General features: G+C 66.8%; 18 protein-coding genes. 5 read left to right on the forward strand and 13 right to left on the reverse strand.

Going from position 1 to position 18,701, the window contains the following annotated elements:
• Nucleotides 1-281 precede the first annotated feature (281 nt).
• From guaA to ACPTTC_RS11670, 5 genes are all read right to left on the reverse strand, one after another.
• Complete coding sequence (gene guaA, locus ACPTTC_RS11650; protein ID WP_175969535.1) at nucleotides 282-1,901, reverse strand: glutamine-hydrolyzing GMP synthase; 1,620 nt, start codon at nucleotides 1,899-1,901, stop codon at nucleotides 282-284.
• A 116-nt stretch (nucleotides 1,902-2,017) separates the two neighbouring features.
• Nucleotides 2,018-2,620 (reverse strand): hypothetical protein, encoded by a 603-nt coding sequence (locus ACPTTC_RS11655; protein WP_423392572.1) that lies wholly within the window; start codon nucleotides 2,618-2,620, stop codon nucleotides 2,018-2,020.
• Between the two features lie 6 nt (nucleotides 2,621-2,626).
• Nucleotides 2,627-4,087 (reverse strand): IMP dehydrogenase, encoded by a 1,461-nt coding sequence (gene guaB, locus ACPTTC_RS11660; RefSeq protein WP_048020927.1) that lies wholly within the window; start codon nucleotides 4,085-4,087, stop codon nucleotides 2,627-2,629.
• Nucleotides 4,088-4,365: 278 nt separating this feature from the next.
• Nucleotides 4,366-5,226 carry a DUF2182 domain-containing protein gene (locus tag ACPTTC_RS11665; RefSeq protein ID WP_423392573.1) on the reverse strand — a complete coding sequence of 287 codons (861 nt, stop codon included), beginning with the start codon at nucleotides 5,224-5,226 and terminating at the stop codon, nucleotides 4,366-4,368.
• Nucleotides 5,204-5,968: a DUF899 domain-containing protein gene (locus tag ACPTTC_RS11670; protein ID WP_423392574.1), complete on the reverse strand. Its 765-nt coding sequence runs from the start codon at nucleotides 5,966-5,968 to the stop codon at nucleotides 5,204-5,206. The genes ACPTTC_RS11665 and ACPTTC_RS11670 overlap by 23 nt, the downstream gene beginning before the upstream one ends.
• Nucleotides 5,969-6,082: 114 nt before the next feature.
• Here ACPTTC_RS11670 and ACPTTC_RS11675 point away from each other — a divergent pair, with 114 nt between their 5' ends.
• From ACPTTC_RS11675 to ACPTTC_RS11685, 3 genes are all read left to right on the forward strand, one after another.
• The gene (locus ACPTTC_RS11675; RefSeq protein WP_423392575.1) at nucleotides 6,083-7,303 is read left to right on the forward strand and encodes a helix-turn-helix domain-containing protein; all 1,221 of its coding nucleotides are present in this window, start codon (nucleotides 6,083-6,085) and stop codon (nucleotides 7,301-7,303) included.
• Between the two features lie 31 nt (nucleotides 7,304-7,334).
• The gene (locus ACPTTC_RS11680; RefSeq protein ID WP_423392576.1) at nucleotides 7,335-8,021 is read left to right on the forward strand and encodes a DUF5074 domain-containing protein; all 687 of its coding nucleotides are present in this window, start codon (nucleotides 7,335-7,337) and stop codon (nucleotides 8,019-8,021) included.
• A 167-nt stretch (nucleotides 8,022-8,188) separates the two neighbouring features.
• Nucleotides 8,189-9,172 (forward strand): DMT family transporter, encoded by a 984-nt coding sequence (locus ACPTTC_RS11685; RefSeq protein WP_423392577.1) that lies wholly within the window; start codon nucleotides 8,189-8,191, stop codon nucleotides 9,170-9,172.
• A gap of 54 nt (nucleotides 9,173-9,226) precedes the next feature.
• Here the strand turns inward: ACPTTC_RS11685 and ACPTTC_RS11690 are convergent, their stop codons facing one another.
• The gene (locus tag ACPTTC_RS11690) at nucleotides 9,227-9,550 is read right to left on the reverse strand and encodes an RnfH family protein (protein ID WP_175953379.1); all 324 of its coding nucleotides are present in this window, start codon (nucleotides 9,548-9,550) and stop codon (nucleotides 9,227-9,229) included.
• A gap of 4 nt (nucleotides 9,551-9,554) precedes the next feature.
• Complete coding sequence (locus tag ACPTTC_RS11695; RefSeq protein WP_034181130.1) at nucleotides 9,555-9,992, reverse strand: type II toxin-antitoxin system RatA family toxin; 438 nt, start codon at nucleotides 9,990-9,992, stop codon at nucleotides 9,555-9,557.
• A gap of 98 nt (nucleotides 9,993-10,090) precedes the next feature.
• On the opposite strand from ACPTTC_RS11695, the gene smpB reads away from it, so the two are divergent.
• Nucleotides 10,091-10,537 (forward strand): SsrA-binding protein SmpB, encoded by a 447-nt coding sequence (gene smpB / locus ACPTTC_RS11700; RefSeq protein WP_006478511.1) that lies wholly within the window; start codon nucleotides 10,091-10,093, stop codon nucleotides 10,535-10,537.
• A gap of 245 nt (nucleotides 10,538-10,782) precedes the next feature.
• Here the strand turns inward: smpB and ACPTTC_RS11705 are convergent, their stop codons facing one another.
• The 3 genes from ACPTTC_RS11705 to ppsA form a co-directional block, all read right to left on the reverse strand.
• The gene (locus ACPTTC_RS11705) at nucleotides 10,783-11,718 is read right to left on the reverse strand and encodes an SPFH domain-containing protein (protein ID WP_423392578.1); all 936 of its coding nucleotides are present in this window, start codon (nucleotides 11,716-11,718) and stop codon (nucleotides 10,783-10,785) included.
• A gap of 33 nt (nucleotides 11,719-11,751) precedes the next feature.
• Nucleotides 11,752-12,186, reverse strand: a complete 435-nt coding sequence (locus ACPTTC_RS11710) for an NfeD family protein (protein ID WP_423392579.1) — start codon at nucleotides 12,184-12,186, stop codon at nucleotides 11,752-11,754.
• A gap of 253 nt (nucleotides 12,187-12,439) precedes the next feature.
• Nucleotides 12,440-14,839, reverse strand: a complete 2,400-nt coding sequence (gene ppsA / locus ACPTTC_RS11715) for a phosphoenolpyruvate synthase (protein ID WP_226196785.1) — start codon at nucleotides 14,837-14,839, stop codon at nucleotides 12,440-12,442.
• 376 nt (nucleotides 14,840-15,215) lie between these two features.
• Here ppsA and ppsR point away from each other — a divergent pair, with 376 nt between their 5' ends.
• A complete protein-coding gene (ppsR, locus tag ACPTTC_RS11720; protein ID WP_006483812.1) occupies nucleotides 15,216-16,031 on the forward strand; it encodes a posphoenolpyruvate synthetase regulatory kinase/phosphorylase PpsR in 816 nt (271 codons plus the stop codon).
• A gap of 78 nt (nucleotides 16,032-16,109) precedes the next feature.
• On the opposite strand, the gene ACPTTC_RS11725 is transcribed toward ppsR, so the two are convergent.
• Genes ACPTTC_RS11725 through lpxB form a run of 3 tightly spaced genes read right to left on the reverse strand, consistent with a single transcriptional unit; the run spans nucleotide 16,110 to nucleotide 18,699 of the window.
• Complete coding sequence (locus ACPTTC_RS11725; protein WP_423392580.1) at nucleotides 16,110-16,892, reverse strand: TrmH family RNA methyltransferase; 783 nt, start codon at nucleotides 16,890-16,892, stop codon at nucleotides 16,110-16,112.
• Nucleotides 16,889-17,533 carry a ribonuclease HII gene (gene rnhB, locus ACPTTC_RS11730; RefSeq protein ID WP_226196781.1) on the reverse strand — a complete coding sequence of 215 codons (645 nt, stop codon included), beginning with the start codon at nucleotides 17,531-17,533 and terminating at the stop codon, nucleotides 16,889-16,891. The genes ACPTTC_RS11725 and rnhB overlap by 4 nt, the downstream gene beginning before the upstream one ends.
• Complete coding sequence (gene lpxB, locus ACPTTC_RS11735) at nucleotides 17,530-18,699, reverse strand: lipid-A-disaccharide synthase (protein ID WP_226196779.1); 1,170 nt, start codon at nucleotides 18,697-18,699, stop codon at nucleotides 17,530-17,532. Before lpxB ends, rnhB begins: the two co-directional genes overlap by 4 nt.
• Nucleotides 18,700-18,701: the final 2 nt, after the last annotated feature.

An 18,701-nucleotide genomic window follows, 5' to 3' on the forward strand; every position in this document is an offset into this window, starting at 1 on the left:
CCGCGCCTTTTGCGCTGCAACTGATTGCAGGCACCGATCGAGTACGGCACGGTGCAATCGATGAGCAAAGTCGCTGGTTGGACGAGTGTGGAAATAGAAGCACCCGCGACACCACATGGCGCACGAATGCTCGGGTGTGTTCCAGTCAATGAAACACGAGATCCGCGCGATGTTCCAATCGGGCGGTGGCGCCGGTCGGGCCAAAAACAAAAAAGCCCGCTGTGAAGCGGGCTTTGATGTGTTCTGCTGTCAGGTCGTACCGGTACGTGCCGGACGGCCGATCACTCCCATTCGATCGTCGCCGGCGGCTTCCCCGAGATGTCATACACCACACGGTTGATCCCGCGCACCTCGTTGATGATCCGGTTCGACGCGCGGCCGAGCAGCGCGTACGGCAGGTGCGCCCAGTGTGCGGTCATGAAGTCGGTCGTCTGCACCGCGCGCAGCGACGTCACGTAATCGTACGTGCGGCCATCGCCCATCACGCCCACCGACTTGACCGGCAGGAACACCGCGAACGCCTGGCTCGTCAGGTCGTACCAGCTCTTGCCGACATCGGCTTCACCGCACAGGCCGGCAGCCGCATCGTGCGCGGTCGCGGTCGTGTTGCGCAGTTCCTCGATGAAGATCGCGTCCGCGCGGCGCAGCAGATCCGCGAACTCGCGCTTCACTTCGCCGAGAATCCGCACGCCGAGGCCCGGGCCCGGGAACGGATGGCGGTACACCATCTCCGGCGGCAGGCCGAGCGCGACGCCCAGCTCGCGCACTTCGTCCTTGAACAGGTCGCGCAGCGGCTCGAGCAGCTTCAGGCCGAGCGTTTCCGGCAGGCCGCCGACGTTGTGGTGGCTCTTGATCGTCGTCGCCTTCTTCGTCTTCGTGCCGCCCGATTCGACCACGTCCGGGTAGATCGTGCCCTGCGCGAGCCACTTCGCCTTCGACAGCTTCTTCGCCTCGGCCTGGAACACCTCGACGAACTCGCGGCCGATGATCTTGCGCTTCGCTTCCGGATCGGTCACGCCGGCCAGGTGGCCGAGGAACTGTTCGGACGCGTCGACGTGCACGACCTTCGCATGCAGGCGGCCCTCGAACATGTCGAGCACCATCTTGCCTTCGTTCAGGCGCAGCAGGCCGTGGTCGACGAACACGCAGGTGAGCTGGTCGCCGATCGCGCGATGGATCAGCGCAGCCGCGACGCTCGAATCCACACCGCCCGACAGGCCGAGAATCACTTCCTCGTCACCGACCTGCTCGCGGATCTTCGCGACGGCTTCCTCGATGTGGTTGCTCATGATCCAGTCGGGCTTCGCGCCTGCGATCTGCAGCACGAAGCGCTCGATGATCTGGCGGCCCTTCACCGTGTGCGTGACTTCCGGATGGAACTGCACCGCGTAGTAGCCGCGCGCCTCGTCGGCCATGCCGGCGATCGGGCAGCTCGGTGTCGACGCCATCAGCGCAAAGCCCGGCGGCAGCTCGGCAACCTTGTCGCCGTGGCTCATCCAGACCTTCAGCATCCCGTGGCCTTCGTCCGTCTTGAAATCCTCGATGCCGTCGAGCAGGCGCGTGTGGCCGTGCGCGCGCATTTCCGCGTAACCGAATTCGCGGTGGTCGCTCCACTCGACCTTGCCGCCGAGCTGCACGGCCATCGTCTGCATGCCGTAGCAGATGCCGAGCACCGGCACGCCGAGATCCCACACGGCCTGCGGCGCGCGCAGCTGATGGTCTTCGTACGTGCTCGCGTGGCTGCCCGACAGGATCACCGCCTTCGGCGCGAACTCGCGGACGAAGTCGTCGGACACATCGTTCGGATGGATTTCGCAGTAGACGTGCGCTTCGCGCACGCGTCGCGCAATCAGTTGGGTGACTTGCGAACCGAAGTCGAGAATCAGGATTTTGTCGTGCATGGCTGCGGACGGGATGAAGAGAATAAGAAAGGCAGCGCATCATTTTCATCATGCGCTGCGTCAATAGCATGGACTACGGCGTCGGGCGGGAGGCAGCACGCTCGACGCATGGCCGGTCAATCCTGCATCGGCGGGCGCTCGTCGAGTGCGACGCCGCCCGACGATGATTGGCCGGATGCGGCAGGCGAAGGCGCCGCTGGCGCCGCGGAACGGCTGACGACAGGTTCGACGCGCTGCGGTGCGGACGACGACGCAGGCGCCATCGCCGTCTCGGCCGGACGCTGCGCCGGCGCGCGCGCCTCGAGCGCCTGCGCCTTTTCGCGCCGGCGCACGGCCGATGCGAGCCGCACGCCGCCGAGGCCGAGCACGATCAACGCGACGCCGGCCACGGCCGACAGCACCCTGCCGGCGGCCGCGAGCGCGGGACCGCTGCCGGTGCCGATCGACCAGACGATCGTCAGCGCGCCGGTCAGCCAGTACACATGCCCGACCGCTCGCGCGACCGGCGCCGTGAGATCGCCGTTGAACGCTGCATGAAACGCGAGCCACGCGAGCCCGAGCAGCGCGATGCCGAACGCCTGGCCGAGCATCGCCGGCTGGACGTTCGCGAGCTGCAGCGCGTTGAAGAGCGACTGCCAGGGCGTCAGCACGAACAGCACGCCGAACGCCAGCAACAACACGGCATCGATGATCAGCACGGCTCGCAGCAGCGGTTTCATCGGCGATCAGTCCACGTGGTAGTTCGGCGCTTCCTTCGTGATCTGCACGTCGTGCACGTGCGACTCGCGCATGCCCGCCGCAGTGATCTGGACGAATTCGGCCTTGTCGTGCAGTTCGTCGATCGTGCGGCAGCCGCAGTAGCCCATGCTGGCGCGCACACCGCCGACCAGCTGGAACAGGATCGCGTTGACCGAGCCCTTGTATGCGACACGGCCTTCGATGCCTTCCGGCACGAGCTTGTCGATGTTCGCCGAGTTGTCCTGGAAGTAGCGGTCTGCCGCGCCGTCCTTCATCGCACCGACGGAACCCATGCCGCGATACGACTTGTACTGGCGGCCCTGGTAGAGGAACACGTCGCCCGGCGCCTCTTCGGTGCCCGCGAACATGCTGCCCATCATCACCGCGTTCGCGCCGGCCGCGAGGGCCTTCGACACGTCGCCCGAGAAGCGCACGCCGCCGTCGGCGATGCACGGCACGCCCGTGCCCTTCAGCGCTTCCGCGACGTTCGCGATCGCGCTGATCTGCGGCACGCCGACACCGGCGACGATCCGCGTCGTGCAGATCGAGCCCGGGCCGATGCCGACCTTGACCGCATCCGCGCCGTATTCGACGAGCGCCTTCGCGGCGGCGGCCGTCGCGATGTTGCCGCCGATCACTTCGACGTGCGGGAAGTTCTGCTTGACCCAGCGAACGCGCTCGAGCACGCCCTTGCTGTGGCCGTGCGCGGTATCGACGACGATCACGTCGACGCCGGCCTGCACCAGCAGCTCGACGCGCTCTTCGTTGTCGGGACCGACGCCGACTGCCGCGCCGGCGCGCAGCTTGCCGTGTTCGTCCTTGCACGCGTCCGGGTGCTCGGTCTGCTTCGTGATGTCCTTGACGGTCATCAGGCCGCGCAGTTCGAACGCGTCGTTGACGACCAGCACGCGCTCGAGGCGGTGGCTGTGCATCAGCGCCTTCGCTTCGGCGAGCGGCGTGCCTTCCTTGACCGTGACGAGGCGCTCGCGCGGCGTCATGATCGACTTGACCGGCTCATCGAGGCGGGTTTCGAAACGCAGGTCGCGGTTCGTGACGATGCCGACGAGCTGCGGGCCTTCGACGACCGGGAAGCCCGAGATGCCATGCTGGCGCGACAGCGCGATCACGTCGCGCACCTTCATTTGCGGCGGCACCGTGATCGGGTCGCGGACGACGCCCGATTCGAAACGCTTGACCTTCGCGACCTCGCGGGCCTGTTCGGCCGGCGTCAGGTTCTTGTGGACGATACCGACGCCGCCCTGCTGTGCCATCGCGATCGCAAGGCGACCTTCGGTGACCGTGTCCATCGCGGCGGACACGAGCGGCATGTTCAGGGAGATGTTGCGGGTCAGCTTGGTCTTGAGGCTGGTGTCGCGCGGGAGAACGTCGGAGAAGGCAGGAACGAGGAGCACGTCATCGAAAGTGAGTGCTTTTTGGATCAGACGCATGGCAAATCCTATGGGCGCAAAATCGAATTATACGCGAAGCGCCGCGAATTTTCACAACACGAACAACGGCTTAGCCGGTTTCGGCCGTTCGGGGGCCGAATCGTTCGGATCGCCGTTCGGTTCGTTTTCGATCGCCTTTCGTTTCACCGCCGCATCGAGCCATTCGCGCAACCGGCCGCGAAACGGCCCATCCGCCTGTTGCGGACGGGCCACGCGGCGGTAACGGCGACGGTGAAGCGCGGCCCGGCAGCACGCCGCACGGGCACGCCCTCCCCGTCCTACAGCAGCCCGGCCGCGCGGACAAGCATCGCCGCGCCGCCGCCGATCGCGACCCAGCCGACGATCCGCGCAACCCGCGCGCCGGCCGGCGCAAGGCGCTCGGCGGCGATCGCAACCGTCACGGCCGCCATCACGCGCGGATTCATCATGCCGGCGGCCAGCGCGACCGCCATCAGGTTCCCGCAACACATCCCGCATCGCATGGCCGTTCGCACGCCGTGCCGCCATGCCGCGCCGGCCGCCGCGCGCGGCGGGGGCACACCGGTCGCGACGTGCCGGCAGCACGCCAGCCGGCGCGCCTTCCATCCGGAGAATTGCAGGACGCCGGCAGCCAATACGACCGCGCCAGCCGCGAACGGCATCGCACCGGCAAGCGCCGGCAGCCTTGCGGCGGCGCCCGTCAGTGCGGCGCCGGCCGGAAACACGAGCGCCCCCACCGCCATCCACACCGCGAAATACCCGGCACCCGCGACGACGACGAGCCCGGCCGAACGCGCCGCCGCCTGCAGACCGACGCACTGCCGGTATCGCCAGAGCACCGGCGCCAGCACGGGCAGCATCATCGTCACCATCATCGTGCCCCACATGCCGGCGAACTCCGCGAACGCACGGCCGGCGCCCCATCCGCACGGTCGCTGCCATGCCGCCGACGTCATCGTCCAGCCGCCGGACACGGGAGCGCCGCCCATCGCGGCCATCGACGCGTACTGCGTCACGGTCGCCATCGCGGCGACGGCGAACACCGCCACGAGCGCCACCGCGAAGGCCCGCGGATCGGGCCCCGGCGCACCGGCCGCAGGCTCCGTCGTCGCCCGCCCCCGCCCGTCGCCGGCGCGCTCAGCCGCGTGCGTACTCGTCATGACGGCGCCACCACGGGCCGGTCTCGTTGCGCCCGCGCGGCGCACGATCGAGCCACTGGTACATCCCCCACAGCCCGTCGAGCCCGCGCGCATAGGTCGAGTACGTGTGATAGACGATGCCGTCCTCGCGCACGAACGCGCTCATCCCCGGCCGGTCGAGCGAATACGTGACCGCGTCGGTGCCGCATGTCGCCGCGAACTGCACGACGGGTGCCGGCGGCGGATCCCTGTCCATCGCGTGGCCGGCCCGCGCGTAGTTGTACTCGACGTCGCCGGCGCGCTGCTGCGTTTCGGTGAACGACACGTTGAAGTCGAAGTTGAAATCGCTGCCGACCGACGATGCCCACGGGAAGCGCCACCCCATCCGCTGCCGGTACGCGCGCAGCTTCGCGACCGGCGCGCGCGACACGGCGGCGAGCGTCACGTCGTGGTTCGCCAGGTGCACGGCGAAGCCGTCGAAACCGTCGGCAAGCGACGAGCACGACGGACAGCCGGCCTGGTAGTCGGGGCCGAACATGAAGTGATAGACGAGCAGTTGCGAACGGTCGAGAAACAGGTCGTCGAGTGTTGCCTGCCCGTCCTCGGTGTCGAACCGGTAGGTCTTGTCGACGCGCACCCAGGGTAGTGCCTGGCGCCGCCGCGCGAGTTCGTCGCTTTGCCGTGTCAGCGCCTTTTCCGCGTCGAGCAGCGCGCGGCGCTCGGCCAGCCATTCGTCGCGGGTTCCGGTGAGATGGGTCGTCATGGCGGGTTTCTCCTTCCGATGGGTATCCAGGCACGGCATCCGGTGCCGTGTGCGTGGTGCTAGATTAGTGGCGGGCATCGAACCGAAGGGAGTGACAAGTGTGTCGGGATTCGGATGGATTCGCTGATCACGGCGGCCGCGCGCGCGCTCGCGGCCGGTGACGCGCTCGGCGCGCTGAATCGCGTCGCGCTGCGCGACGATGCGCCGGCGCTCGCACTGCGCGGGATCGCGATGGCGCAGCTCGGCGATTTCGAACGCGCGCGCGCACTCGTGCGCGGCGCCGCTCGTGCGTTCGGCCCGAAGGAGGCCGTGGCGCGTGCGCGCTGCGTCGTCGCGGAAGCGGAGATCGCACTCGCGTCGCGCGACCTGCGCTGGCCGACGCGCGCGCTCGATGCCGCGTGCGCGACGCTCGACGCGCACGGCGACCGCGCAAACGCCGCGCATGCACGCTATCTCGGCGTGCGCCGGCTACTGCTGATCGGCCAGCTCGACGATGCCGAGCGGATGCTCGCGAATCTCGATCCCGCGCCACTGCCGGCTGCATCGCGCGCCGCCCATGAGCTGATCGCGGCCGGCATCGCGATGCGCCGCATCCGCACGCACGCGGCGCGCGCTGCGCTCACCCGGGCACGCGCAGCGGCCCGCGACACCGGCATCGCCGCGCTGACGGCCGAGGTCGACACTGCGGCACGCGTGCTCGACGCACCGGCCGCGCGCCTCATCACGCGCGGCACATCGCGGCTCGTGCAACTCGACGAAGTGGAGGCGCTGTTCGCATCGAACGCGCTCGTCGTCGACGCGTGCCGCCACACGGTGCGCGACGCGCGCACGACCGTGTCGCTTGCGCGGCGGCCCGTGCTGTTCATGCTCGCCCGCGCGCTCGGTGAAGCGTGGCCGGCCGACGTGTCGCGCAACGCGCTCGTCGCTGCCGCGTTCCGCGCAAAACACGCGGACGAGTCGCATCGCGCACGCCTGCGCGTCGAGATCGGCCGGCTGCGCGCGCTGCTGCGGCCGCTCGCGAACGTCATCGCAACCCCGCGCGGCTTCGCGCTCGAACCACTCGGCATACGCGAGACCGTCGTCCTGGCGCGCCCGGTCGACGATCGCCACGCGGCCGTGCTCGCGCTCCTCGCCGATGGCGAGGCGTGGTCGAGTTCCGCGCTGGCGCTGGCCCTGCGCACGGGCCAGCGCACCGTGCAGCGCGCGCTCGACGCGCTCGCCGACGCGGACAAGGTCCAGGCGCTCGGCCGCGGCCGCGCACGCCGCTGGATGACGCCGCCGCTGCCCGGTTTCGCGACGACCTTGTTACTCCCTGCCCCGCTGCCGGGCGATTAGGATGGCCTCACCGAACGACGAGGTGACGAACATGAAGCGCTCCAGGGCAGAGATCCTTCGCGAATATGGCCCGTTTCCGGGCGTCGACGGCGTACACGGCGTCACGTACGACGGGCAGTACGTGTGGTACGCGTGCGGCGACAAGCTGAATGCGCTCGACCCGGAACGCGGCACGACCGTGCGCTCGATCGACGTCGCCGCGCATGCGGGCACGGCGTTCGACGGCCGCCACCTGTACCTGATCGTCGAAGACCGCATCGAGAAGATCGATCCGGAATCGGGCCGCGTGCTCGCGACGATCCCCGCACCCGGCGGCGGCGCCGACTCGGGGCTCGCGTGGGCCGAAGGCACGCTGTGGGTCGGCCAGTACCGCGAACGCAAGATTCATCAGATCGATCCGGAATCGGGCGCCGTGCTGCGCACGATCGAGTCGAACCGCTTCGTCACCGGCGTGACGTGGGTCGACGGCGAGCTGTGGCACGGCACCTGGGAAGCCGACGAGAGCGAATTGCGGCACATCGATCCGCGTACGGGTCGAGTGCTCGAGCAGGTCGCCATGCCGCCCGGCGTCGGGGTGTCGGGGCTCGAATCCGACGGCCGCGACCGTTTCTACTGCGGCGGCGGCAACAGCGGCAAGCTACGCGCCGTGCGGCGCCCGGCGCGAGTGCGGGCGTCAGGCGACGGCGCCGGTGCGACGCCCGATCCGGCCGACGGCTGATCCGCGACCTGCCGCGGCCGCGAACCCTCGATAATCAGGAACGGACCGCGGCCGCTCCGTCGCACAGCACGTCGAAGCCCAGCCATGCCCCGAGTGCAGGAATGAACAAGACGCCGCCGAACCGGCGTCGCTAAGATGCCCGCTCGTTCATGTATTCGGAGCGGTCGATGCAGCGCGGTGTGGTCTATGGTGTTCTGGCAGGTGCCCTGTGGGGCATGGTCTTTCTCGTTCCGCGGCTGCTGACCGACTTCTCGCCGCTGCTGCTGAGCGCCGGCCGCTACGCGATGTACGGCCTCGTATCGCTCGCGGCCGCGCTGCCGGCCGCCCGCTCGTTGCTCGCGCGGCTGACACGCGAGGATCTCGTCGCGCTGGTCAGGCTCGCCGTCGTCGGCAACGTCGCGTACTACATGCTGCTGTCAGGCGCCGTGCACCTGATCGGCATCGCGCCCAGTTCGCTGATCGTCGGCGTATTGCCCGTCACGGTCACGCTCGCGGGCCTCGGCGACCACGGCGCCGTGCCGCTGCGGCGGCTCGCTATGCCGCTCGCGCTGGTGATCGCGGGCATCGTCTGCATCAACGTCGACCTGTTCACGTCCGAGGCAGCACACGCGACGACGCTCGGCCAGAAGCTCGCGGGCATCGCCTGCGCGGCCGGCGCGCTCGCGAGCTGGACCTGGTATGCGGTTGCGAACGCACGCTATCTGCAGCGCCATCATCATTTCGGCGGCAACGAATGGTCGGTGCTGTGGGGCGTCGTGACCGGCCTGATCGGCGGGCTCTGCTGGATCGCTATCCTCGCGCTGCCGGCCGGCACGGTGCAGGCAGCCGTCCCGGCGTCGCGCTGGCAACTGTTCTGGCTGCTGAACCTCGTGCTCGCGATCGGCGCGTCGTGGCTCGGCAACGGGCTGTGGAATGCCGCGTCGAAACGGTTGCCGCTCACGCTGTCGGGCCAGCTGATCGTGTTCGAAACCGTGTTCGCGATGCTTTACGCGTTCGTCTACGACCAGCGGATGCCGCATGCGCTCGAGATCGCCGCGCTGGTGCTGCTGCTCGCGGGCGTCTACGGATCGGTGCGGCAGCACGGCAACACGCCCGCCGGCGGCGGCACGTCGGGAAGCCCGCCGGCAAGCGCAAACGCCGCGGCCCACTGAGCGCCACGGCGTTTGATCAGACGATTCGGGGCGAAAGCCGCGGATCGGTCCGCGTCAGCGCGCGTCCTTGTGCATCCACTTGCGGCCCTCGATGGAGCCTTCGCGACGCGACTTGTCGACGCGCCTTTGGCGCGCGAGCTTCGGATCGACGATCAACGGGCGGTATATCTCGACGCGGTCGTGGTCGGCGAGCGGCGCGTCGAGCGGCGCAAGCTTGCCGTACACGCCCGTCTTCGCGTTCGCGAGATCGATTTCCGGGTGCAGCGCGAGTACGCCGCTCGCATCGATCGCCGAACGAACGGTCGCCCCTTCCGGCAGCGACAGCGGAATCAGCGTCTGGCGATCCGGCAGCGCGTAGCAGACTTCGATCGACAGCATCGCGTCACCCCTTCCCGTAGCGCTGGTCGGCGCGCTTCACGAACGAATCGACGAACGTGTTCGCGATATGGCTGAACACGGGCCCGATGATCTTCTCGAGCAGGATGCTCGAGAACTCGTAGTGCAGCGCGAATTCGATCTTGCACGCATCGGCACGCAGTGCCGTGAAGCGCCACGAGCCCGTGAACTTCTTGAACGGGCCGTCCGTGAACTCCATGTCGATCCGCGTCGGACGCTGCTGCGTGTTGCGCGTCGCAAAATGCTGCTTGATGCCCTTGAAGTTGATGTCGATGCGCGCTTCCATCCCGCTATCGTCCTGACGGCGAATCTCGACGCCGCCGCACCAGGGCAGGAAATTGGGGTAATCGGCCACGTCGGTGACGAGGTCGAACATCTGTTCCGCCGAATGACGGATCAATACTGTTTTCTGGACATCTGCCATAAATCGCGCGGCATCGCTTAAGGTGAGAACGCAAGCCGGGCGATTCTCGCCCCGCTTTGCTAAAATCGTGATTTTAAACGAGTTGGCCCAATCCATTCATGAGCATCATCGACAACAGGAAGGCGCACTTCGATTATCACATCGAGGAACGCTACGAGGCGGGGCTCGTGCTGGAGGGCTGGGAAGTCAAGGCGCTGCGCGCCGGGCGCGGCCAGATCAAGGAAGGCTACGTCGTGGTGAAGAACGCCGAGATCTTTCTGATCGGCACCCATATCAGCCCGCTGCCCGAAGCCTCGACGCACATCAAGCCTGACCCGGTTCGCACGCGCAAGCTGCTGCTGCACCGTGAGGAAATCAAGAAACTGATCGGCAAGGTCGAGCAGCGCGGCTACACGCTCGTGCCGCTGAACTTCCATTACAAGGGGGGGCGCGTAAAGTGCGACATCGCGCTCGCGAAGGGCAAGAAGCTGCACGACAAGCGCGAAACCGAGAAAAAGCGCGACTGGGAACGCGAAAAGGCACGCATCATGCGCGCCGGCACCTGACCCGCGCAACACCGGGCATCGCAAACGACACGGCCCGCTCGAAGCGGGCCGTGTTGCTTTGGGTGACGTGAATCCTGCATGCCGGCTGCCCGGCAGTGGCCGGATCGGCGCTCCGCGCGCCACGCTGCCCGTTTCGATTGAAGAAAGGGGCCGACTGCGGGGCCACACGGCATCATCCGCGCCCGGCTACGCGACGATTCGCCGCACGCGGCAAGGCGACCTCCTGCGCATCGCGCAGGTCCGACTCAGGCCTTCCCGGCCGAAGCCGCCCCCGCGTTCTTGACGATCGACATCGCCGATGCGATCGCACTGCCGAGATCGGACAGGTTCGCCGGCACGATCAGCGTGTTGCCCTGCTTCGCGAGATTCGAGAATGCGCTGACATACTGCTCGGCAACCTTCAAGTTCACCGCGTCCATCCCGCCCTGCGATTGCATCGCGTTCGCGATCTTCTGGATCGCCTGAGCGTTCGCCTCGGCCACCGCCAGAATCGCAGCGGCCTCGCCCTGCGCCTGGTTGATCGCGGCCTGCCGCTCGCCTTCCGATTTCTGGATCGCCGCTTCGCGCGCACCCGACGCGAGGTTGATCTGCTCCTGCTTGCGGCCTTCGGAGGCAGCGATCAGCGCGCGCTTTTCACGCTCCGCGGTGATCTGCGCCTGCATTGCATGCAGGATTTCCTTCGGCGGCGTCAGGTCCTTGATCTCGTAGCGCAACACCTTCACGCCCCAGTTCGCGGCGGCCTCGTCGAGCGCCGACACGATGCTGTGGTTGATGAAGTCGCGCTCCTCGAAAGTCTTGTCGAGCTCCAGCTTGCCGATCACCGAGCGCAGCATCGTCTGCGACAACTGCGTGATCGCAAGCACGAAGTTGCTCGACCCGTACGACGCCTTCATCGGGTCCATCACTTGGAAATACAGCACGCCGTCGACTTGCAGCTGCGTGTTGTCGCGCGTGATGCAGATCTGGCTCGGCACGTCGAGCGGGATTTCCTTCAGCACATGCCGATACGCGATGCGATCGACGAACGGCAGCACGATATTGAGACCGGGCGACAGCGTCGCGTGATAACGACCGAAGCGCTCGAGCACCCACGCATGTTGCTGCGGCACGATCTTCACCGTCTTCGACACGATCACGATCGCGATGACGAGCAGGACAACCCAGATGATCAGCGAATCCATGAAGTATTCCCTCCTTGTTGTATCGGCGGACGATCAGCCCGCGGGTTTCGCCACGACCACGAGACAGCTGCCGCGCACGGCGCTTACCTGATATACGTGCGCATCGTCGCGCTCGCCGTTCGCAAGCTCGACGTCCCAGTCGGCCCCGCGATACTGCACGCGCGCGCGGCCGTCGTGCCACGCGTCGACCGTGACGGTCGCGCCGATATCGAGATTGACGTCGGGATTCGTCGACGTGTCGCGCTTCTGCTTGCGGCCGAGCCCCGAACGGCGCAGCACGATCATCGCGACGATCGCGACCACCGCCGCCGCACCGAACTGCACGTGCGGCGCAAAACCGGCCAGTTGCAGCAGCCCGCCCGCGAGAAAGCCGAGCGCGATCATCAGCAGGTAGAACGTGCCCGTCAGCACCTCGGCCACGACCAGCACACCCACCGCGACCCACCAGAACAGATGCCCCGACATCATTGTGGTCTCCAGAAAAACATCCCCCGCGCTCACTTGCGTTGCATGGAACCAGAGTATGCGTTGGAGCGCTACTCCGGTGCGACATGCGCGCTGCCCCCGAGGGGGCGGTCGGCACGCTTGAGGCGGCCCGGGAGGTACCGACAAACAAAAACACCCCGGTGCCTACCGGGGTGTTTATAGCATGAAGCTTGCATTTTGCCTTCAACGAAAGCACGGCGCCGCCGCACTTTCGCCGATGGTGCGTTACCGGCCGTTACTTCCGGTTGGCAAGCGCCTGCCACGTATCGATGATCGTGTCGGGGTTCAGCGAGATCGACACGATGCCTTCGTCCGTCAGCCATTGCGCGAAGTCCGGGTGATCGGACGGACCCTGGCCGCAGATACCGACATACTTGCCCATCTTGCGGCAGGTATCGATCGCGCGCTTCAGCAGGAACTTGACGGCCGGGTCGCGTTCGTCGAAGTCGACAGCCAGCAGTTCCATGCCCGAATCACGGTCGAGGCCCAGCGTGAGCTGCGTGAGGTCGTTCGACCCGATCGAGAACCCGTCGAAGAACTGCAGGAAGTCTTCGGCGAGGATCGCGTTGGTCGGGACTTCGCACATCATCACGAGGCGCAGGCCGTTTTCGCCGCGCTTCAGGCCGAACTTCTCGAGCAGGCCGACGACGCGCTCCGCCTGCTTCACGGTACGTACGAACGGCACCATGATCTCGACGTTGGTCAGGCCCATCTCGTCGCGCACGCGCTTCAGTGCACGGCACTCCATCTCGAACGCCTGCGCGAAGTCTTCAGCGATGTAACGCGACGCGCCGCGGAAGCCCAGCATCGGGTTTTCCTCGTCCGGCTCGTAACGCGAACCGCCGATCAGCTTCTTGTACTCGTTCGACTTGAAGTCGGACAGACGCACGATCACGGGCTTCGGATAGAACGCCGCCGCGATCGTCGCGACACCTTCCGTCAGCTTGTCGACGTAGAACTGACGCGGCGATGCGTGACCGCGCGCGACGCTCTCGACGGCCTTCTTCAGGTCCTGGTCGATGTTCGGGTACTCGAGGATCGCCTTCGGGTGAACGCCGATGTTGTTGTTGATGATGAACTCGAGACGTGCGAGGCCCACGCCTGCGTTCGGCAACTGCGAGAAGTCGAACGCGAGCTGCGGGTTGCCGACGTTCATCATGATCTTGACCGGGATTTCCGGCAGTTCGCCGCGCTGCACTTCGGTGACTTCCGTCTCGAGCAGGCCGTCGTAGATCTTGCCTTCGTCGCCTTCCGCACACGACACGGTGACGAGCGCGCCGTCCTTCAGGATGTCGGTTGCATCGCCGCAGCCGACGACTGCCGGCACGCCGAGTTCACGCGCGATGATCGCCGCGTGGCAGGTCCGGCCGCCACGGTTCGTGACGATCGCGGCTGCACGCTTCATCACCGGCTCCCAGTTCGGGTCCGTCATGTCGGCCACGAGCACGTCGCCCGGCTGCACGCGTTCCATTTCCGACGGATCCTGGATCACGCGCACGGGGCCCGCGCCGATCTTCTGGCCGATCGCACGACCCGTCGCGAGCACCTGCGACTGGCCCTTCAGCTTGAAGCGCTGCTCGGCCTTGCCGGTCGCTTGGCTCTTCACGGTTTCCGGGCGTGCCTGCAGGATGAAGATCTTGCCGTCGCGGCCGTCCTTGCCCCACTCGATGTCCATCGGACGCTGGTAGTGCTTCTCGATGATGACCGCGTACTTCGCCAGCTCGATCACGTCTTCGTCGGTGATCGAGTAGCGGTTGCGCTGCTCGTGCGGCACGTCGACCGTCTTCACGCGGCCCGGCTCGCCCGGCTGCGTGAATTCCATCTTGATCAGCTTCGAGCCGATCGAACGGCGGATGATCGGGTACTTGTCCTGCGCGAGCGTCGTCTTGAACACATAGAACTCGTCCGGGTTCACTGCGCCCTGCACGACGGTTTCACCCAGGCCATAGCTCGACGTGATGAATACGGCGTCCTTGAAGCCCGATTCGGTGTCGATCGTGAACATCACGCCGGCCGCGCCAACGTCCGAGCGAACCATGCGCTGCACGCCGGCCGACAGTGCGACTTCCGCGTGCGTGAAGCCCTTGTGCACGCGATACGAGATCGCGCGGTCGTTGTACAGCGACGCGAACACGTGCTTCATGCGGTCGAGCACGTCATCGATGCCGACGACGTTCAGGTACGACTCCTGCTGGCCGGCGAACGATGCGTCGGGCAGGTCTTCCGCGGTCGCGGACGAACGCACGGCGAACGACAGCTCGCCCGGCGAGCTCTTCGTCAGGATTTCGAACTGCTCACGGATTTCCTGCTCGAGACGTGCCTGCATCGGCGCATCGACGATCCACTTGCGGATTTCGGCACCGGCTTCGGCGAGCGCCTTCACGTCGTCGATGTCGAGCGACTCGAGACGCTTGGCGATGCGGTCGGTAAGGTCGTTGTGCTTGAGGAAATCGCGGAACGCGAGCGCGGTCGTGGCAAAACCGGTGGGTACGCGAACGCCAGCTTCGGAAAGCTGGCTGATCATTTCGCCAAGCGACGCATTCTTGCCGCCGACGATCTCCACATCGGTCATCCGCAACTGCTCGAACGGAATTACATACGCCTGGTCCTTTGCGACGTTTGCTGCGTTAGTCATACAAGCCCCTAAGTGTGAAAAAAATGCTCGATTGCGCAAGTGGGCTTGGACGCGGGCGCTTGCAAAAAGGCGCGGCGCGTCTTGCGCAACCTGTTAGATAAACAATCGCAGCGGCGGATAATCTTCCGACCCGATTTACAAAAATCCCGGCAGAAGGGCGATATTTGCAGACAAATCGCCAAACTTGCCGGGAATTTTGGAATCAAGCGGCGAAGCCCGCGGCGCCGTTCGCGCGCTGCCCCCGCAATTGCTTATCCAACAGGTTGCCGCTATTCTACCGTGCCGGCTGCCGGATGTGGCGCGACCTTGTCACTGCGTCTGGAGGCGGACCTCCAGCCGCCCGCGCAACCGCCCTTCACGCTCGACGCCCAGATTCATGCTGCCTACCGTATTCATCGTCTCCGACGGCACCGGGATCACTGCCGAAACCTTCGCGCATTCGATCCTCTCCCAGTTCGACCAGAAATTCCGCCTCGTGCGCGTGCCGTTCGTCGACTCGCTCGACAAGGCCTATGCGACCGTCGAGAAGATCAACGAGGCCGCCGTGCACGACGGCCGCCGCGCGATCGTGTTCACGACGCTCGTCGACAGCGAGTCGAACGACATCGTCAAACGCTCGAACGCACTCGTGCTCGACATGTTCCAGCGCTTCGTCGAACCGCTCGAGCAGGAACTGGAGCTCAAGTCGAGCCACGCGATGGGCCGCGGCCACCAGAACGCGGACACCGAGGAATACAAGACCCGGATCGAGGCGATCAACTTCTCGCTCGCGCACGACGACGGCCAGTCGAACCGCAACCTGTCGGAAGCCGACGTGATCCTCGTCGGCGTGTCGCGCAGCGGCAAGACGCCGACGAGCCTGTATCTCGCGATGCAGTACGGCGTGAAGGCAGCAAACTATCCGCTGATTCCGGAAGATTTCGAGCGCGGCAAGCTGCCTTCGGCGCTGTCGCCCTACAGCGAGAAGCTGTTCGGGCTGTCGATCGACCCGCAGCGCTTGTCCGAGATCCGTAACGAGCGTCGGCCGGGCAGCAAATACGCGGCGCCCGAGAACTGTCGCTACGAGATCAACGAAGCCGAAGCGATGATGCGCCGCGAGGGGATCAAGTGGCTGTCGTCGACGCACAAGTCGATCGAGGAAATCGCGACGACGATCCTGCAGGAAATCCGCCTCGACCGGCAGTCGTACTAAGACTGGCCGCCGCCGGAAACAACAAGGCCGCGTCGAACGCGGCCTTTTTCATGGTGCGGAGCAAGCACGCGTGTGGCGTCACGCACGCCGCTGCTGACGCACCTGCTCGAACAGGCAGACCGCAGCCGCGGCCGCGACGTTCAGCGACTCCATCCCGCCCGGCTGCGGGATCGTTACGCGCAGCGTGGCCGCGTCGCGCCAGAACGCCGACACGCCGGCACCCTCGTTGCCGAACACCCATGCAACCGGCCCCGACAGGTCGCAGTCGTAGACCGCCCGCGCACCGTGCGAGTCGGTCAGCGCGACCGGCACATCGAGGCGCTCGGCGAGCGCGGCGGCTTCGACGTCCTCGTGGATCGACAGCAGGAAATGCGCACCCATGCCCGAGCGCAGCACCTTCGACGACCATGCGTACGCGGTGCCCGGCGCACAGAACACGTGGCGCACGCCCGCGGCCGCCGCGCTGCGCAGGATCGAGCCGACGTTGCCGGCGTCCTGCACGCCGTCGAGCACGACCGACGTATGCGTCACGCGCGCCGGCAGCGGCTGCGCCGGCCGGTCGACGAGCAGCAGGAAGCCGACGCCGCTGACGACGTTCGACAACTGCCCGAACAGCGCGTCGGGCAGCGTGATGATCCGTTGCGCATCGATGCGCGCGACGATCGCCTGGGCCTCGGCGTGGCCGAGTGCGCCTTCGGTCGTGACGCACAGCTCGGGCGTCGCGCCCGTGTCGAGGTACGCGCTTGCGAGATGGAATCCTTCGAGCAGCGCCTGGCCGCCGCGGCGCTGATGGGACGTCGAACCCGCGAGCGCCTTCAGGCGCTTGTACAGCGGGTTGTCGCGGGAAGTAATGCTTTTCATCGAATCAGGTCGAACGCCGCACGCACCGGTGCGAACGAGCGCCGATGGGCCTCGCACGGGCCGTGCTCGCGCAGTGCGGCAAGGTGTTTCGCGGTGCCGTAGCCCGCATGCACGTTGAAGCCGTACACCGGGAAGCGTTCGTGCAGGTCGACGAGCATGCGGTCACGGGTGACCTTCGCGAGGATCGACGCGGCCGAGATGCTCGGCACGAGCGCATCGCCGCTGACGATCGCTTCGGCACGCACCGTCAGCGTCGGGCAGCGGTTGCCGTCGATCTGCGCGAGCGTCGGCAGGACCGACAGCCCCTCAACCGCCCGCTTCATCGCGAGCATCGTCGCGTGCAGGATGTTCAGCGTGTCGATCTCGTCGACGCTCGCCGATGCGACGCAATACGACAGCGAGCGCGCGACGATCAGCTCGTACAGCGCCTCGCGCTTCTTCGCGGACAGCGCCTTCGAATCGTCGAGCCCGTCGATCGGCTGCGCCGGATCGAGGATCACCGCGGCGGCCACCACCGGCCCCGCGAGCGGGCCACGGCCCGCTTCGTCGACGCCGCAGACGATCTCGTCGGGACGGCTGAAATCGAAACCGCCCTGCCCGTCGCTCGATGCGCGACGGCGTGGTGCACGTACTGCGGTCATGCGCGCCCCTTGCGTTGTTCGAGCACGCGCACGACCGCTTCGGCCGCCTTCGCGGCCGTGTTCTGCCGCAGCGAAAGATGCATTTCGGTAAATACTTCGGTCAGCGTGCGGCGGTTCGCGTCATCGCGCAGCTGCGTGAGCGTCGCATCGGCGAGCGCCTCGGGCGTCGCGAAATGCTGCAGCAACTCGGGCACGACGAAACGCCCCGCCAGGATGTTCGGCAAGCCGACGTACGGCAGGTAGCCCTGCCGGCGCATGATCTGCCCGGTCAGCCAGGGCACCTTGTACGAAATCACCATCGGCTTCTTCAGCAGCGCGGCTTCCAGCGTCACCGTGCCGCTCTTCACGAGGATCGCGTCGGCAGCCGTCATCGCAACCTGCGAGCGGCCGTCGGTGATCGTCAGCGCGAGCTGCGGATGCGCATCGACGAGCGGCTGCAGCAGCGCGCGCAGCGCCGGCGTCGCCGCCGGCATCACGAACCTCACGCCGGGCTCGCGCTGCTGCATCAGCGCCATCGCCGCGAAGAACGTCGGGCCGATCAGCGCGATTTCCGAGCGCCGGCTGCCCGGCAACACGGCGATCACCGGGCCGTCGGCCGGCAGTCCGAGCGCGATGCGCGCACCGTGCGTGTCGGGTTCGAGCGGGATCTCGTCGGCGAGCGGATGGCCGACGTAGGTCGAGGCAACGCCTGCCTTGTCGAGGATCGCCGGTTCGAACGGGAACAGGCACAGCATGTGATCGACGGACTTCGCGATCTTCTTGATCCGGCCGCCGCGCCATGCCCAGATCGACGGGCACACGAAGTGAATCGACGGGATGCCCGCGTCGCGCGCGGCCTGTTCGACGTTGAAGTTGAAGTCGGGCGCGTCGATGCCGATGAAGGCGTCCGGCCGCTCGGCGAGCAACTGGCGCTTCAGCTCGCCGCGAATCCGCAGGATCTCGGGAATCTGGCCCAGCGCCTCGACGTAGCCGCGCACGGTCAGCTTGTCCATCTGCCAGTGCGAGTCGAAGCCATGTGCGATCATCCGCTGCCCGCCGATCCCGTAGTACTGGGCCGATTCGGGCAGCCGCTCGCGCAGCCCGCCGAGCAGCGACGCGCCGAGCAGGTCGCCCGACGGTTCGCCGGCCACCATCGCGAGCCGGAGCTGAGTGGTCGGAAGCGGCATCG

It is taken from the genome of Burkholderia mycopellens (assembly GCF_964265025.1).
Classification (GTDB): Bacteria; Pseudomonadota; Gammaproteobacteria; order Burkholderiales; family Burkholderiaceae; genus Burkholderia.